General features: G+C 57.8%; 13 protein-coding genes. 1 reads left to right on the top strand and 12 read right to left on the bottom strand.

What is annotated here, in order from left to right; all coding sequences use genetic code 11:
* Window positions 1-17 precede the first annotated feature (17 nt).
* The 10 genes from brnQ to sdhC form a co-directional block, all read right to left on the bottom strand.
* Window positions 18-1,331, bottom strand: coding sequence for a branched-chain amino acid transport system II carrier protein (gene brnQ, locus F8N12_RS17995; RefSeq protein ID WP_150581668.1), 1,314 nt, complete (start codon window positions 1,329-1,331; stop codon window positions 18-20).
* Window positions 1,332-1,782: 451 nt separating this feature from the next.
* Entirely contained in the window at window positions 1,783-2,664 is an 882-nt protein-coding gene (sucD, locus tag F8N12_RS17990) for a succinate--CoA ligase subunit alpha (protein WP_042558294.1), read from the bottom strand.
* The gene (sucC, locus tag F8N12_RS17985; RefSeq protein WP_028621693.1) at window positions 2,664-3,830 is read right to left on the bottom strand and encodes an ADP-forming succinate--CoA ligase subunit beta; all 1,167 of its coding nucleotides are present in this window, start codon (window positions 3,828-3,830) and stop codon (window positions 2,664-2,666) included. The genes sucD and sucC overlap by 1 nt, the downstream gene beginning before the upstream one ends.
* Window positions 3,831-4,031: 201 nt before the next feature.
* Window positions 4,032-5,468 (bottom strand): dihydrolipoyl dehydrogenase, encoded by a 1,437-nt coding sequence (lpdA, locus tag F8N12_RS17980; RefSeq protein ID WP_150581667.1) that lies wholly within the window; start codon window positions 5,466-5,468, stop codon window positions 4,032-4,034.
* Between the two features lie 108 nt (window positions 5,469-5,576).
* Window positions 5,577-6,809: a 2-oxoglutarate dehydrogenase complex dihydrolipoyllysine-residue succinyltransferase gene (gene odhB, locus F8N12_RS17975; RefSeq protein ID WP_150581666.1), complete on the bottom strand. Its 1,233-nt coding sequence runs from the start codon at window positions 6,807-6,809 to the stop codon at window positions 5,577-5,579.
* Window positions 6,810-6,851: 42 nt separating this feature from the next.
* Window positions 6,852-9,683 carry a 2-oxoglutarate dehydrogenase E1 component gene (locus F8N12_RS17970; RefSeq protein WP_150581665.1) on the bottom strand — a complete coding sequence of 944 codons (2,832 nt, stop codon included), beginning with the start codon at window positions 9,681-9,683 and terminating at the stop codon, window positions 6,852-6,854.
* A 269-nt stretch (window positions 9,684-9,952) separates the two neighbouring features.
* Window positions 9,953-10,657 carry a succinate dehydrogenase iron-sulfur subunit gene (locus tag F8N12_RS17965; RefSeq protein WP_150581664.1) on the bottom strand — a complete coding sequence of 235 codons (705 nt, stop codon included), beginning with the start codon at window positions 10,655-10,657 and terminating at the stop codon, window positions 9,953-9,955.
* Window positions 10,658-10,668: 11 nt separating this feature from the next.
* Window positions 10,669-12,441, bottom strand: coding sequence for a succinate dehydrogenase flavoprotein subunit (gene sdhA / locus F8N12_RS17960; RefSeq protein WP_150581663.1), 1,773 nt, complete (start codon window positions 12,439-12,441; stop codon window positions 10,669-10,671).
* A 3-nt stretch (window positions 12,442-12,444) separates the two neighbouring features.
* The gene (sdhD, locus tag F8N12_RS17955) at window positions 12,445-12,813 is read right to left on the bottom strand and encodes a succinate dehydrogenase, hydrophobic membrane anchor protein (protein WP_028621699.1); all 369 of its coding nucleotides are present in this window, start codon (window positions 12,811-12,813) and stop codon (window positions 12,445-12,447) included.
* Window positions 12,807-13,181, bottom strand: coding sequence for a succinate dehydrogenase, cytochrome b556 subunit (gene sdhC / locus F8N12_RS17950; RefSeq protein WP_150581662.1), 375 nt, complete (start codon window positions 13,179-13,181; stop codon window positions 12,807-12,809). The genes sdhD and sdhC overlap by 7 nt, the downstream gene beginning before the upstream one ends.
* 362 nt (window positions 13,182-13,543) lie before the next feature.
* Here sdhC and gltA point away from each other — a divergent pair, with 362 nt between their 5' ends.
* Window positions 13,544-14,833: a citrate synthase gene (gltA, locus tag F8N12_RS17945; protein WP_150581661.1), complete on the top strand. Its 1,290-nt coding sequence runs from the start codon at window positions 13,544-13,546 to the stop codon at window positions 14,831-14,833.
* Between the two features lie 91 nt (window positions 14,834-14,924).
* Here gltA and F8N12_RS17940 read toward each other — a convergent pair whose 3' ends face one another.
* Both F8N12_RS17940 and F8N12_RS17935 read right to left on the bottom strand, forming a co-directional pair.
* Window positions 14,925-15,380 (bottom strand): DMT family transporter, encoded by a 456-nt coding sequence (locus F8N12_RS17940; protein ID WP_150581660.1) that lies wholly within the window; start codon window positions 15,378-15,380, stop codon window positions 14,925-14,927.
* The gene (locus F8N12_RS17935; protein ID WP_150581659.1) at window positions 15,380-15,865 is read right to left on the bottom strand and encodes a DMT family transporter; all 486 of its coding nucleotides are present in this window, start codon (window positions 15,863-15,865) and stop codon (window positions 15,380-15,382) included. Before F8N12_RS17935 ends, F8N12_RS17940 begins: the two co-directional genes overlap by 1 nt.
* Window positions 15,866-15,906: the final 41 nt, after the last annotated feature.

The raw sequence follows: 15,906 nt of genomic DNA, 5'->3' as shown, positions 1-15,906 counted from the left end.
GACACCTCAGAAGCGCCTCAGGCCAGCGCCTCTTCGCGCTTGCCCAGCAGACGGTCACAGATCACTGCGACCACCAGGGTCATCACCGATGGCACCAGCCACGCCAGGCCCTGCTCGCTCAGCGGCAGGTGGGCCAGTTGCGCCGGCAGCCAGTCCGCCAGACCTGCACCCTTGAGCGCATCGATCAGGCCGAAGATGAACGACACCAGCATCACCGGACCGACGATGCGCGTCTGCTCATGCCAGAAATCCTTGCAGAAGCTCAGCGCCACCAGCGCGATGCACGGCGGATAGATAGCGGTCAGCACCGGAATCGAGAACGCAATCAGGTTGGTCAGGCCGAGGTTTGACACCAGCAGGGAAAACGCCGCGAGGATGATGACCAACGTCTTGTAGGACAGCGGCAACACACGGCTGAAGTACTCTGCGCAAGCACAGGTCAGACCGACCGCTGTCACCAGGCAGGCCAGGGAGATCAGGACCGCAAGGAACCCACTGCCCAGCGAGCCGAAGGTATGCTGCACGTAGGCGTGCAATACCGCCGCACCGTTGGTTGCACCGGCCGCCACTTCATGGCTGCCCGAACCGAGACGGAACAGGCTGACGTACACCAGCGCCAGTCCGACGCCGGCGATCAGCCCGGCGATGATCGCGTAACGGGTGATCAGTGCCGGCGACTCGACACCGCGCGAGCGAATGGCATTGACGATAACGATACCGAACACCAGCGCGCCGAGGGTATCCATGGTCAGGTAACCATTAATGAAGCCTTGGGAAAATGGTGCTGCGACATATTCCGGCGTCGCTACGCCGATATCACCGGCCGGCAACGCGAATGCCGCAATGCCCAGAATCGCCAGAGCGATAATTTTCAGCGGCGCAAGGAAACGCCCTACGGTATCCAGCAACCGACCTGGATACAGCGAGATGAAGAACACCAGCAGGAAGTACACAGCGCTATAGAGGAACAGCGCCAAAGGGCTTTCACCGGTCAACGGAGCCAGGCCAACTTCGAACGACACGGTCGCCGTGCGCGGTGTGGCGAACAACGGGCCTACCGCGAGGTAGCACGCCGCCGCGAGGATGCCGCCGGCCACCTTGCCGATCGGGCTGCTCAACGCATCCATTGCACCGCCGACTTTCGCCAGCGCTACCACGGTGATCACCGGCAGACCGACTGCTGTGATCAGGAAGCCCAATGCCGCCATCCAGACATGAGGCCCGGACTGCAAACCGACGATAGGCGGGAAGATGATGTTGCCAGCCCCGACAAACAGGGCAAACGTCATAAAACCAAGTGCCAGGATGTCCTGACCTTTCAACACTTTCATTCGGGAAATACCACACTACTGAAATCGGAATTTAGAGAGGGATTTCCCTTATGGGTGAGGGAAATGCTGCCGAACCGCATAGGACCGACCCTTTAGCGCGAAGCTTCCTTGTGGGACGCGGACGCAAAAATGGCGGCTAGCCTAACGAATTTGCACGACAAACGCACTGTTAGAGGGCGAACATTCCGATCTGCGACATTTCTGTGTCGCATTTACATATATAAAGGTCAAAAGATCGCAGCCTCGTTGCACTCGACAGCTCCTACACAACCCCGACAAGATTTCGGATTTCTCGTAGGAGCTGTCGAGTGCAACGAGGCTGCGATCTTTTAATCTTCGAAAACAACAAAGACCACCCGAGGTGGCCTTTGTCTGGTGAAGCGTCTTTCAAGAACCGTCCAACACTGCTGCCCTTAGCTTGCGGCTTAAAGCTTGCAGCTTGAAACTGCTCTTACTTGACCGCCCAACCGGTCAGCTCGGACAAAGCCTTGCCGATGTCTGCCAGCGAACGCACGGTTTTCACGCCTGCGTCTTCCAGGGCAGCAAACTTCTCGTCTGCAGTACCCTTGCCGCCAGAGATGATTGCGCCAGCATGGCCCATGCGCTTGCCCGGAGGAGCAGTCACACCAGCGATGTAGGAAACAACCGGTTTGGTCACGTGTGCCTTGATGTAGGCAGCCGCTTCTTCTTCAGCCGAACCGCCGATCTCACCGATCATGACGATCGCTTCGGTCTTCGGGTCTTCCTGGAACAGCTTCAGGATGTCGATGAAGTTCGAACCCGGGATCGGGTCACCGCCGATGCCGACGCAAGTCGACTGACCGAAACCGGCGTCAGTGGTCTGCTTCACAGCTTCGTAGGTCAGGGTGCCGGAACGGGAAACGATACCGACCTTGCCTGGCAAGTGAATGTGACCTGGCATGATGCCGATCTTGCATTCGCCTGGGGTGATCACGCCTGGGCAGTTAGGGCCGATCAGGACTACGCCCAGCTCGTCGCACTTAACTTTAGCGTCCAGCATGTCCAGGGTAGGAATGCCTTCGGTGATGCAGACGATCAGCTTGATGCCGCCGAAAGCCGCTTCCAGGATCGAGTCCTTGCAGAAAGGAGCCGGAACGTAGATCACGCTGGCGGTGGCGCCAGTTTGAGCAACAGCATCTTTCACGGTGTTGAACACTGGCAGACCCAGGTGCTCGGTGCCGCCTTTACCAGGAGTTACACCACCAACCATCTTGGTGCCGTATTCGATGGCTTGCTGGGTGTGGAAACTACCTTGCGAACCGGTAATGCCCTGGCAGATAACTTTGGTGTCTTTATTGATCAGGACGCTCATTATTTGCCCTCCGCAGCTTTGACAACTTGTTGAGCAGCGTCGGTCAGGCTGGTAGCAGCGATGATGTTCAAACCGCTTTCTGCCAGTACTTTAGCGCCCAGCTCAGCGTTGTTACCTTCAAGGCGAACAACAACCGGGATTTTCACGCCGACTTCTTTCACAGCGCCGATGATGCCTTCGGCAATCATGTCGCAGCGAACGATGCCGCCGAAGATGTTGACCAGTACTGCAGCGACGTTAGTGTCGGACAGAATGATCTTGAACGCTTCAGTTACGCGTTCTTTGGTAGCGCCACCACCTACGTCGAGGAAGTTGGCTGGCTTGCCGCCATGCAGGTTGACGATGTCCATGGTACCCATGGCCAGGCCAGCACCGTTGACCATGCAGCCGATGTTGCCTTCCAGTGCTACATAGTTCAGTTCGAACTTGGCAGCGTGCGCTTCGCGCGGATCGTCTTGCGACGGATCGTGGAAAGTCTTCAGCTTAGGCTGACGGTACATTGCGTTGGCGTCGATGTTGATCTTGGCGTCGAGGCAATGCAGATCGCCGTCAGCCTTGATCACCAGCGGGTTCACTTCCAGCAGAGCCAGGTCGTGATCCTTGAACAGCTTGGCCAGACCTACGAAGATCTTGGCGAACTGAGCAACTTGCTTGCCTTCCAGACCCAACTGGAATGCCAGCTCGCGACCCTGGAATGGCTGAGCGCCGACCAGTGGATCGATAGTGGCTTTCAGAATTTTTTCTGGAGTGTCGTGAGCGATTTTCTCGATGTCCACGCCACCTTCGGTGGAAGCCATGAACACGATGCGACGGCTCGAACGGTCAACGACAGCGCCCAGGTACAGCTCTTTAGCGATATCAGTGCACGATTCAACCAGGATCTTGGTGACTGGCTGACCATTGGCGTCAGTCTGGTAAGTCACCAGACGCTTGCCCAGCCACTGCTGTGCAAAGGCTTTGGCGTCTTCTCTGCTGCGAACCAGCTTTACGCCGCCCGCTTTACCGCGACCACCGGCGTGAACCTGGGCTTTGACAACCCACTCGCTGCCGCCGATCTTGTCGCACGCTTCTGCTGCTGCTTCCGGAGTGTCTACTGCGTAACCGGTCGAAACTGGCAGGCCGTATTCAGCGAACAGCTGCTTACCCTGATACTCGTGAAGATTCATGCTTATTACCGTCTTCGTTAGGTACTGCGCATTCGGTGCTGCACTTGTTCAAGTGCCGCACCACCTGTGACTGCTGCTTGCGTAGCCTTTCCGGACAACCGGTACAGCTACGCAAGGCTGCGTCCAGCGGACTTTCCGCGGTGAGCTTTGCATGCAAGGCTCACGACGGGCCATGCCGCCGTGGTTTCTTATTGTCTTTTCTTAACGCTTCTTGCGGTTGGCAATGTGGATGGCGCCGCCATTCACTGCCAAAGCTGCTTCGTGCAAGGCTTCAGACAGGGTCGGATGGGAGAAAACCATCATGCCCAGGTCTTCAGCGCTGGTGCCGAATTCCATACCGATCGCGCCCTGCTGAACCAGTTCTGCAGCGCTCGGGCCAATCACGTGGACGCCCAGTACGCGGTCAGTCTTGGCATCTGCGATGACCTTGACGAAACCACCGGTATCGTTGGCTGCCATGGCACGGCCACTGGCTGCGAACGGGAAGGTGCCGACGTTAACTTCAACGCCTTCGGCTTTCAAGGCCTGCTCGGTTTTGCCAACCCACGCGATTTCCGGGTGAGTATAAATAACCGAAGGGATCAAGTCATAGTTCATCTGGGCTTTGTGGCCCTTGATGCGCTCGACAACCATGATGCCTTCTTCCGAAGCCTTGTGCGCCAGCATCATGCCGCGAACCACGTCACCGATAGCGAAAACGCCCGGTACGGTGGTGGCGCAGTGATCGTCAACGTGCACAAAGCCGCGCTCGTCAAGGGTCACGCCACTGTCGGAAGCCAGCAGATCAGTGGTCACTGGACGGCGACCAACGGCTACGATCAGCTTGTCGAACGTGATGGTCTGTTCGCCGTTGGCATCGGTGTAGTTCACAACGACTTCATCGCCGTTCACTTTCGAGCCGGTTACGCGAGCGCCCAGCTTGATGTCCAGACCCTGTTTGGTCAGGGTTTTCAGCGCTTCCTTGGAAACGGCGGTGTCCGCTGCCATCAGGAAGGTGTCCAGAGCTTCCAGGACAACCACTTCCGAACCCAGACGCGACCATACCGAACCCAGCTCCAGACCGATCACGCCGGCGCCGATGACGCCCAGACGCTTGGGTACAGTCTGGAATTCCAGTGCGCCAGTCGAATCGACGATGACATTCTGGTCGACCGGAGCCGGAGGAATGTCGATCGGACGCGAACCTGGGGCCAGGATTACGTTCTCGGCTTCGATGATTTCTACCGAACCGTCAGGCTTGGTGACCTCGACTTTCTTGCCGGCCAGCAGTTTGCCGTGGCCCTGGATCGAAGTAACGCCGTTGGCCTTGAACAGCGTGGCAACACCGCTAGTCAGGTTCTTGACGATGCCCGCCTTGCGGCCAACCATTGCCGCCACGTCCATGCTCACGCCATCGTGGTTGATACCGTGGATAGCGAAGCCTTCTTTGGCTTCCTTGTATTTCCAGGAGCTGTCCAGCAGCGCCTTGGAAGGAATGCAGCCAACGTTCAGGCAGGTACCGCCCAGGGCCAGCTTGTCTTCCTTGTCGGTGTACTTCTCGATGCAGACAGTCGACAGACCAAGCTGCGCTGCTTTAATGGCAGCCACGTAGCCGCCAGGGCCAGCGCCAATCACTACCACGTCAAATTTCTGAGTCATGAAAAAGGTTCCCTTTTAGCAGCAAGCTTCAAGCCACAAGCTGCAAGATAAAAGCCCACTCACTCGGCTTGAGCCTGGGGCCTGAAGCTTGCAACTTGCAGCTGCTTTTTAGATATCCAGAAGGAGACGAGCCGGGTCTTCCAGCAGGTTCTTGATGGTAACCAGGAAGGTCACAGCTTCTTTGCCATCGATCAGACGGTGATCGTAGGACAGAGCCAGGTACATCATCGGACGGATAACGACCTGACCGTTGATCGCCATAGGGCGCTGCAGAATGTTGTGCATGCCCAGGATGGCCGCTTGCGGCGGGTTGACGATCGGGGTCGACATCATCGAACCGAAGGTACCACCGTTGGTGATGGTGAACGTACCGCCGGTCATTTCGTCCATGGACAATTTGCCGTCGCGAGCCTTCTTGCCGAAGGTGGCGATGCCGCCTTCGATTTCAGCCAGGCTCATCAGTTCGGCATTACGCAGTACCGGTACGACCAGACCACGGTCGCTGGACACGGCAACACCAACGTCGGCATAGCCGTGATAAACGATGTCGGCACCGTCGATCGAGGCGTTGACTGCCGGGAAGCGTTTCAGCGCTTCGGTAGCGGCTTTGACGAAGAACGACATGAAGCCCAGGCGTACACCGTTATGGCTCTTCTCAAAGAGATCCTTGTACTTCGAACGCAGGGCCATGACTTCGGTCATGTCGACTTCGTTGAAGGTGGTCAGCATGGCCATGTTCGACTGCGCTTCAACCAGACGCTTGGCAACGGTCGCGCGCACGCGGGTCATTGGTACGCGCTTCTCGATGCGGTCGCCGGCAGCGAACACTGGAGCGGCCGCAGCCGGTGCAGCAGCCTTGGCAGGCGCAGCAGCAGGAGCAGATTTTTTCGCAGCAACAGCCGCCACCACGTCTTCTTTGGTAACACGACCGCCTTTGCCAGTGCCGGACACGGAAGCGATGTTGATGCCGTTTTCTTCAGCCAGCTTGCGCGCTGCCGGTGCAGCAACCGGATCGTCTTCGCCTTCAGCGGCAGGAGCAGCAGCTTGTGCAGCAGCCGGAGCAGCAGCTGCGGTTGCGGTTGCAGCTGGAGCGGCAGCAGCGCCGCCCGCTTCGATCGAGCCCAGAACTTCGTCGGACAGAACGGTGTCGCCCTCGTTCTTGACGATAGCGCCCAGCACGCCGTCGGCAGTCGCAAGCACTTCCAGCACAACCTTGTCGGTTTCGATGTCGACGATCAGGTCGTCACGCTTTACAGCGTCGCCCGGTTGTTTGTGCCAGGTGGCAACGGTGCCGTCGGCAACCGATTCCGGAAAAGTGGGGGCTTTGATTTCGATAGCCATTATCTGTGGGTCCTTAAATTCGGTTTCAGGTGCGCGAAGGCGTTAAACAGTAAAGGCGTCTTGCAGCAGTTTTTCCTGCTGCTCAGCGTGCATCGATGCATAACCACAAGCAGGTGCAGCAGAAGCATCACGGCCGGCGTATTCGAGTACGAGCGACTTGTTGTGATTGCCAACGATGCGGCGCATATGGTGTTGGCTGCAGTACCAGGCACCCTGGTTCATCGGCTCTTCCTGACACCAAACGATATGTTTGAGGTTGGTGTACGGAGCCAGGACTTCGTTCAAGTCGTCCTCAGGGAATGGGTACAGCTGCTCGATACGCACGATGGCGATGTCATCACGACCTTCGGCACGGCGTTTTTCCAGCAGGTCGTAGTAGACCTTGCCGCTACACAGAACAACGCGCTCGACCTTGCTCGGTTCCAGTGCATCGATTTCCGGGATAACGGTCTGGAACGAACCTTGAGCCAGATCTTCCAGGGTGGACACGGCCAGTTTGTGACGCAGCAGCGACTTCGGTGTGAGCACGATCAGCGGCTTGCGCAGCGGACGGATCACTTGACGACGCAGCAGGTGGTAGATCTGCGCCGGGGTAGTCGGTACCGCTACCTGAATGTTGTGCTCGGCGCACAGCTGCAGGTAACGCTCCAGACGTGCCGAGGAATGCTCCGGCCCCTGCCCTTCATAACCGTGCGGCAGCAGCATGGTCAGACCGCAAAGACGGCCCCACTTGTGCTCGCCACTGGTGATGAACTGGTCGATCACGACCTGGGCTCCGTTGGCGAAGTCGCCGAACTGGGCTTCCCAGATCACCAGCGCCTCAGGCGTGGTGGTCGAGTAACCGTATTCGAACGCCAGAACGGCTTCTTCAGACAAGAACGAATCGTACAGGTCGAAACGTGGCTGGCCTTTGTACAGATTCTGCAGCGGCACGTAGGTGCCCGCGTCTTTCTGGTTGTGCAAGACAGCGTGACGGTGCGAGAACGTACCGCGACCGATGTCCTGACCCGTCATGCGGATCGGGTGACCTTCGAACGCCAGGGTCGCGTACGCCATGGTTTCGGCGTAACCCCAGTTGATCGGCAGGCCGCCGGCTTGCATTTTCTGACGGTCTTCGTAGATTTTCGAAACCTGGCGCTGAACCACGAAGCCTTCCGGAATTTCCAGCAGCTTGGCAGACAGTTCCTGCAAGGTTTTCAGGTCAAAGCTGGTGTCGTGACGCGCGGTCCAGGCGTGGCCCAGATACGGACGCCAGTCCACGAACAACTCTTTGTTCGGCTCTTTGACCAGGCTCTTCACAACATGCAGACCGTTGTCCAGAGCGTTGCGGTATTCATCGACTTTCGCCTGAACACGCTCTGCGTCGAGCACACCGCCCTGGGTCAGACGATCAGCGTACAGCTCACGGGTGGTGCGCTGCTTGGTGATCTGCTGATACATCATCGGCTGGGTGCCGCTAGGCTCGTCGGCCTCGTTGTGGCCGCGACGACGGTAGCAGACCAGGTCGATGACCACGTCACGCTTGAACTGCATGCGGTAATCGATGGCCAACTGAGTCACGAACAACACGGCTTCCGGATCATCACCATTCACATGGAGAATCGGCGCCTGGATCATTTTGGCAACGTCGGTGGCGTACTCGGTGGAGCGCGAGTCGAGCGGGTTGCTGATGGTGAAACCGACCTGGTTGTTGATCACGATGTGCACGGTGCCGCCGGTTTTGAAACCGCGGGTCTGCGACATCTGGAAGGTCTCCATCACCACGCCCTGACCGGCAAATGCCGCGTCACCGTGGATGGAAATCGGCAGCACCTTCTCGCCGGTAGGATCGTTACGACGATCCTGACGAGCGCGAACCGAACCCTCGACCACTGGAGATACGATTTCCAGGTGGGACGGGTTGAATGCCATGGCCAGGTGAACTTCGCCACCGGTGGTCATCACGTTGGACGAGAAGCCCTGGTGGTATTTGACGTCACCGGAACCCAGCTCGACCTTCTTCTTGCCTTCGAACTCGTCGAACAGCTCGCGCGGGTTCTTGCCGAAGGTGTTGACCAATACGTTGAGGCGGCCACGGTGGGCCATGCCGATGACGATTTCCTTGGTGCCGTAGGAACCGGAACGCTGGATCAACTCGTCGAGCATCGGGATCAGGCTTTCGCCGCCTTCCAGACCGAAGCGCTTGGTACCGGGGTATTTGGTGCCCAGGTATTTTTCCAGACCTTCACCGGCAGTCACGCGCTCGAGCAGGTGGCTCTTGACGTCGGCGGAGTAGACCGGACGGCCGCGTACGCTTTCCAGACGTTGCTGGAACCACTGGCGCTGCTCGGAATCGGTGATGTGCGTAAATTCAGCGCCGATGGTGCGGCAATATGTCTGCTGCAACGCTTCGTTAATTTCGCGTAGGCTCGCCTCCTCTTTGCCGATGAACAGGTCGCCGGCACGGAAGGTCGTATCAAGATCGGCATTGGTCAAGCCGTAATGATTGATTGACAGGTCTGCAGGTGCAGGACGCTGCCACAGCCCCAGCGGATCAAGCTGGGCTGCCTGGTGGCCACGCATACGGTAGGCCTGGATCAATCGCAGCACTTCAACTTGCTTCTTCTCGTGCTCACTGCTCACGCTGCCGGCGGAAACCGGTTGGGCGCGGCGCTGGTTCTTTGCCAGCAAGACGAAATGATCGCGAATTGTGGAGTGCGAAACATCGGTGGCAGAGTTGCCGTCAGCAGGCAACTTCTGGAAGTAGGTGCGCCACTCTTCTGGCACAGCGTTAGGGTCGTGCAGGTAGAGCTCGTAGAGCTCTTCCACATAGGCAGCGTTACTACCGGACAGGTAGGCGCTGTTCCACATGCGCTGCATCACGCTTTCTTGCATGCTTGGTCACCCTCGGTTAGGGGAACACCACCGGCGTCGACACCGAGCAAACTTGCAGAAGTCCGAATGCAGCGACCAAAACAAGCCACCTAGGATCACGCTGATAGTCCGGGTACCAGCCCGGATGCCCCTGCTTGTCTCATTTCTTCAAAATAAGAGCCGCAGCCTTGTAAGCTGCTGCCCAGGTTAAAACTACGGCGCCGGTTGAAGCCTGCGCCGTAGCATCTACGGTGTTGCGGTGTTGCGGTGTAGCAGTTAAAGCTGCCGAATCACACGCCGCTTTGCAGCAACATGTTACGGATGTGACCAATGGCCCTGGTCGGGTTCAGGCCTTTGGGACATACGTTGACGCAGTTCATGATGCTCCGGCAGCGGAATACACTGAACGGGTCATCCAGCGCAGCCAGACGCTCGGACGTCTTGGTGTCGCGACTGTCTGCCAGGAAGCGATACGCCTGCAGCAGAGCGGCCGGACCCAGGAACTTGTCCGGATTCCACCAGAAGGACGGGCAGGAAGTCGAGCAGCAGGCGCACAGAATGCACTCGTACAGACCGTCGAGCTTTTCACGTTCTTCAGGGGACTGCAGACGCTCGATGGCCGGGGCCGGCGAATCGTTTTGCAGGTAAGGCTTCACCTTCTCGTATTGCTTGTAGAAGATGCTCATATCGACGACCAGGTCACGAATGATCGGCAAGCCTGGCAGCGGACGAACGATCAACTTGTTACCTTTTACAACAGCAGACAGTGGCGTGACGCAAGCCAGACCGTTCTTGCCATTGATGTTCATGCCGTCGGAACCGCAAACGCCTTCACGGCAAGAGCGACGATAGGAAAAACCTTCGTCCTGCTCTTTGATCAGGGCCAGCACGTCCAGCACCATCAGGTCTTTACCACCGGTATCGACCTCGAATTCCTGCATGAACGGCGCGGCGTCCTGATCAGGGTTGTAGCGATAAACACTGACTTTCAACATGGCAGCCACCCTTAATAAGTCCGAATCTTGGGTTCAAAAGTCGGAACCGTTTTCGGCGAGAAGTTCACGGCACGCTTGGTCACGCGCTTGTCACCCGGGAAGTACAGGGTGTGGCACAGCCAGTTTTCGTCGTCGCGATCTTCAAAGTCTTCACGGGCGTGAGCACCGCGGGACTCTTTGCGCACTTCGGCGGCGATGGCAGTTGCTTCAGCCACTTCCAGCAGGTTTTGCAGTTCCAGCGCTTCGATACGAGCGGTGTTGAAGGCCTGGGACTTGTCGTTGATCTTGACGTTGGCGATGCGCACGCGCAGATCGGCCAGCTGGGCAATACCCTTCTGCATGTATTCGCCGGTACGGAATACACCGAAGTAGTTCTGCATGCAGCTTTGCAGCTCGCGACGCAAGGTTGCCACGTCTTCGCCATCGGTACGCTCGTTGAGAGCGGACAGACGCGCCAGTGCAGCAGTGATGTCAGCGTCAGTGGCGTCATCGTATTCGATGCCGTCGGTCAACGCTTTTTCCAGGTGCAGACCGGCCGCGCGACCGAACACTACCAGGTCGAGCAACGAGTTGCCGCCCAGACGGTTGGCGCCGTGAACCGATACGCAGGCCACTTCGCCTACAGCGAACAGGCCCGGGATGATGGCGTCAACGCCGTCATCGCCCTGAGTGATCGCCTGACCGTGAATGTTGGTCGGCACGCCGCCCATCATGTAGTGGCAGGTCGGAACAACAGGAACCGGAGCAACCACCGGATCAACGTGCGCAAAGGTCTTGGACAGCTCGCAGATGCCTGGCAGACGGCTGTGCAGCACTTCCTCGCCCAAGTGGTCGAGTTTGAGCATCACGTGGTCGCCATTGGGACCGCAACCATTACCGGCGATGATTTCTTTAACCATCGAACGGGCAACTACGTCACGACCTGCAAGGTCTTTGGCGTTCGGAGCATAACGCTCCATGAAACGCTCGCCGTGCTTGTTGATCAGGTAACCGCCTTCACCACGGCAACCTTCTGTAACCAGTACACCGGCGCCGGCGATGCCGGTCGGGTGGAACTGCCACATTTCGATGTCCTGTACCGGCACGCCAGCACGCAATGCCATGCCGACGCCGTCACCGGTGTTGATCAGGGCGTTGGTGGTGGATGCATAGATACGACCGGCACCGCCGGTGGCCAGCACGGTAGCCTTGGCACGGATGTAGCTGGTTTCGCCGGTTTCGATGCAGATCGCGATCACACCAACGAACGCGCCTTCCTGGTTTTTCACCAGATCGACTGCGTAGTATTCGTTGAGGAACGTGGTGCCGGCTTTCAGGTTGCCCTGATAAAGCGTGTGCAGCAGCGCGTGACCGGTACGGTCGGAAGCGGCGCAGGTACGGGCAGCCTGGCCACCTTTACCGTAGTCCTTCGACTGACCGCCGAACGGACGCTGATAGATGCGGCCCTGTTCGGTACGGGAGAACGGCAGACCCATGTGGTCCAGTTCGAAAACCGCAGCCGGACCTTCCTGACACATGTATTCGATTGCGTCCTGGTCACCGATGTAGTCGGAACCCTTGACGGTATCGTACATGTGCCAGCGCCAGTCATCGTTTGGATCCGCAGAAGCGATGGCGCAAGTGATGCCACCCTGGGCCGAAACGGTGTGCGAACGGGTCGGGAAAACCTTGGTGATCACGGCAGTCTTGTGACCGCCCTGTGCCAGTTGCAGCGCAGCGCGCATGCCAGCACCGCCACCACCAATGATGATGGCGTCAAAAGAAATCGTTGGAATGTTAGCCATGAATCAGATACCCCAGAGAATCTGCACACCCCAGACGAAGTAGGCGAACATCGCAATGCCGCATACTGCCTGGAAAAGGAAACGTACTGCAGTCGCGGACTTGCCCAGCGCCATTGGCGTCAGGTAGTCGGTCGCGATGGTCCACATGCCGACCCAGGCGTGAGCGCCCAGAGCAACAAGGGCCAGCAGACTGAAGATACGCATCCCGTTGTGGGCGAACAGGCCGTGCCACTGGTCGAAGCCAATGCCCGGGTTCGCAACGAGGTATCCGATCAGGAAAATGAAATAAGCCGCGAGAACGACCGCAGACACACGCTGCGCCATCCAGTCGTAGAGGCCTGAACGCGACAGGTTCGTAACGCTGGTTACCATATCCAAACTCCCGCCAGAACGATCAACACCGCAGACACGGCGATAATGATTTTCGAGCCCAGCGCGCCGCCTTCCAGCGTCTCACCGATGCCCATGTCCATGATCAGATGGCGCACACCGGCAACCAAGTGATACAGAAGGGAGGACAGGAGGCCCCATGCTACGAACTTGGCCAGCGGGCTGGTCAAGGTTGCCTTCACGTCGGCAAAACCTTCCTCGGAACCCAGGGATTTGCCCAATGCGTAAAGCATGAAGCCAAGGCCCAGGAAAAGGATGATGCCGGAAACACGGTGAAGAAACGACGTAACGCCGGTGATGGGGAGTTTGATGGTCCTTAGGTCTAGGTTTACAGGTCGTTGGCTATTCACGGCTTTTTTTCACACTGAAGAGCCCCTAACAATCAGGGCAAAGTTGTTGGGGAGTGCACTGGTCAGGTAACCACCACCCAGGGAGGCGACCCCCAAGAAAGCAGGCCCAAAAGCCCCTGGCGGTCGGTGGCCGAGTATAGACAGTTAGGCTACTAATGACAACGCGTTCACCTTCCCCTAATAGCGGATTGCACAAGTTGAATAAAAGGCGTAAATGGCAGGCAATTTCGAGGAAAAAGTACGGTTAAAGCCCTCTGGAGCAGGACTTTAGGCAAATTGACATTCGAATTTATCTCACTATAGTGGTGCGGGCCCTGCGTGGGGGGTCTGTCTGATGATTTGAAGCATAAATAGGAGGCCACATGGCTGACAAAAAAGCGCAGTTGATCATCGAGGGCGCAGCCCCCGTCGAGCTGCCCATTTTAACCGGCACCGTTGGTCCCGACGTTATCGATGTTCGGGGCCTTACGGCCACGGGCCGTTTCACCTTTGACCCTGGTTTCATGTCGACCGCTTCCTGCGAATCGAAGATCACCTATATCGACGGCGACAACGGCATCCTGCTGCACCGCGGCTACCCGATCGAACAGCTGGCTGAAAAGTCGGACTATCTGGAAACCTGCTATCTGCTGCTCAACGGCGAATTGCCGACGGCAGAACAGAAGGCTCAGTTCGTCAGCACCGTGAAGAACCACACCATGGTCCACGAGCAGCTGAAGACTTTCTTCAACGGCTTTCGCCGCGACGCCCATCCAATGGCCGTCATGTGCGGTGTAGTCGGTGCCCTCTCGGCCTTCTACCACGACTCCCTGGACATCAATAACCCGCAGCATCGCGAAATCTCGGCGATCCGTCTGGTTGCCAAGATGCCGACCCTGGCAGCGATGGTTTACAAGTACTCCATGGGCCAACCCATGATGTACCCGCGCAACGACCTGACGTACGCGGAAAACTTCCTGCACATGATGTTCAACACGCCGTGCGAGATCAAACCGATCAGCCCGGTACTCGCCAAGGCCATGGACCGGATTTTCATCCTCCATGCCGACCACGAGCAGAACGCATCGACGTCTACCGTGCGCCTGGCCGGTTCTTCGGGGGCCAACCCGTTTGCCTGCATCGCCGCCGGCATCGCTGCTCTGTGGGGCCCTGCCCACGGCGGCGCGAACGAAGCTGTTCTGACCATGCTTGACGAAATTGGCGATGTGTCGAACATCGACAAGTACATCGCCAAGGCCAAAGACAAGAATGATCCGTTCAAACTGATGGGCTTCGGTCACCGGGTTTACAAAAACCGCGACCCACGCGCCACAGTGATGAAGCAGACCTGCGACGAAGTATTGAAGGAACTGGGCATCAACAACGATCCGCAACTCGAACTGGCCATGCGCCTGGAAGAGATCGCCCTGACCGACCCTTACTTCATCGAACGTTCCCTGTACCCGAACGTCGACTTCTACTCGGGAATCATCCTCAAGGCGATCGGCATTCCAACCAGCATGTTCACCGTGATCTTCGCGTTGGCGCGTACGGTTGGCTGGATCTCGCACTGGAAGGAAATGCTCTCCAGCCCGTACAAGATTGGCCGCCCGCGCCAGTTGTACACCGGTTACGAGTCGCGTGATATTTCCAAGCTGGAAGATCGCAAGTAAGCACTTTCTTGCAATACACGTTGTAGCTGCATAAAAAAACGGCCTCTATTGATAGAGGCCGTTTTTTTATGCGGTGAGAATAATTGAGGCGTCAAGCGTCCCGCGAACTGCTGCGATACATGAAAACCAGCGCCAATCCCAGAAGCACCATGGCCAGGACGCGACTCCCCGACAACTCAATCGCCGGATTTCCCAGCCAGCCGAAGTTATCGATCAACATGCCCATACCCAATTGGCCGACAATGACTGCCACCGTCGCCACAGCAGTTCCAACGCGAGGTACGGCGCCGACCATCACGATCATGTAGACCACGCCGAACAATGCGCCGCCGAGCTGCCACTTCGGCACGTCCAGCAGGCTCATCGCGTGCGCCGGTTCAAAGAACAGGATCAGCAACCCGGTCACCACAGCACCCACTGCAAACGTCAGCAAACTGCTGCGCAATACGCCGACCGTCTCGCCCAGACGTCCGTTGATTGCCGCTTGCACACTCAGTACCGCACCCGCCGCCACCACTACCGCCAACAAAATAATCAGATTCATCATCAACCCCGAGCAATCAGAACAAGCGCTGCGACGATCAGCAGCAAGGCCAGCCAACGTTCACCGTTGACCTTTTTGCGCGTGGCGCCGAACCAGCCAAAGTGGTCGATCAGCACGCTCTTGCCGACTTGTCCGGAAAGAATCGCGATCATGGTCATCGCGACGCCGATATGCGGGGTCGCCAGCGTCAGCACCACCACATATATCGGCCCGAGAAACCCGCCGATCAATTGCCAGCGCGGCAACTCGCTGAGCGCCGGGCCTTGTCGCGGACCGCTGAATAACAGCAGCAGAAACAGAATCGCGGTGCCGACGCCAAAGATGCTCAGCGTCGCCCATAAGTGCCCGACCTGCACACCGAGCGGTCCTAACAGGCCTGCCTCCACTGAAAGGCCCATGCCGGCCAGAATGACCAGCGGCAGTAGTAACACCCGAAGCCCCGGTTTTACCGCTGGCGCTGCAGCGGTTTCAGTTGATGAAGATTGCATTGGCGAACCTACCCGTTATCAAGAAAGCACGATCACCAGGG

Origin of the sequence: Pseudomonas fluorescens (assembly GCF_902497625.1) — a bacterium.
Classification (GTDB): Bacteria; Pseudomonadota; Gammaproteobacteria; order Pseudomonadales; family Pseudomonadaceae; genus Aquipseudomonas; species Aquipseudomonas fluorescens_BQ.
The sequence above is the reverse complement of the archived record's forward strand: the minus strand, read 5'-3'. Positions and strand labels throughout refer to the sequence as shown.

Excerpts from the sequence above, each read along its gene's own strand:
- brnQ (WP_150581668.1), bottom strand. The coding sequence starts at position 1,331 with ATGAAAGTGTTGAAAGGTCAGGACATCCTGGCACTTGGTTTTATGACG.
- sucD (WP_042558294.1), bottom strand. The coding sequence starts at position 2,664 with ATGAGCGTCCTGATCAATAAAGACACCAAAGTTATCTGCCAGGGCATT.
- sucC (WP_028621693.1), bottom strand. The coding sequence starts at position 3,830 with ATGAATCTTCACGAGTATCAGGGTAAGCAGCTGTTCGCTGAATACGGC.
- lpdA (WP_150581667.1), bottom strand. The coding sequence starts at position 5,468 with ATGACTCAGAAATTTGACGTGGTAGTGATTGGCGCTGGCCCTGGCGGC.
- odhB (WP_150581666.1), bottom strand. The coding sequence starts at position 6,809 with ATGGCTATCGAAATCAAAGCCCCCACTTTTCCGGAATCGGTTGCCGAC.
- F8N12_RS17970 (WP_150581665.1), bottom strand. The coding sequence starts at position 9,683 with ATGCAAGAAAGCGTGATGCAGCGCATGTGGAACAGCGCCTACCTGTCC.
- F8N12_RS17965 (WP_150581664.1), bottom strand. The coding sequence starts at position 10,657 with ATGTTGAAAGTCAGTGTTTATCGCTACAACCCTGATCAGGACGCCGCG.
- sdhA (WP_150581663.1), bottom strand. The coding sequence starts at position 12,441 with ATGGCTAACATTCCAACGATTTCTTTTGACGCCATCATCATTGGTGGT.
- sdhD (WP_028621699.1), bottom strand. The coding sequence starts at position 12,813 with ATGGTAACCAGCGTTACGAACCTGTCGCGTTCAGGCCTCTACGACTGG.
- gltA (WP_150581661.1), top strand. The coding sequence starts at position 13,544 with ATGGCTGACAAAAAAGCGCAGTTGATCATCGAGGGCGCAGCCCCCGTC.
- F8N12_RS17940 (WP_150581660.1), bottom strand. The coding sequence starts at position 15,380 with ATGATGAATCTGATTATTTTGTTGGCGGTAGTGGTGGCGGCGGGTGCG.
- F8N12_RS17935 (WP_150581659.1), bottom strand. The coding sequence starts at position 15,865 with ATGCAATCTTCATCAACTGAAACCGCTGCAGCGCCAGCGGTAAAACCG.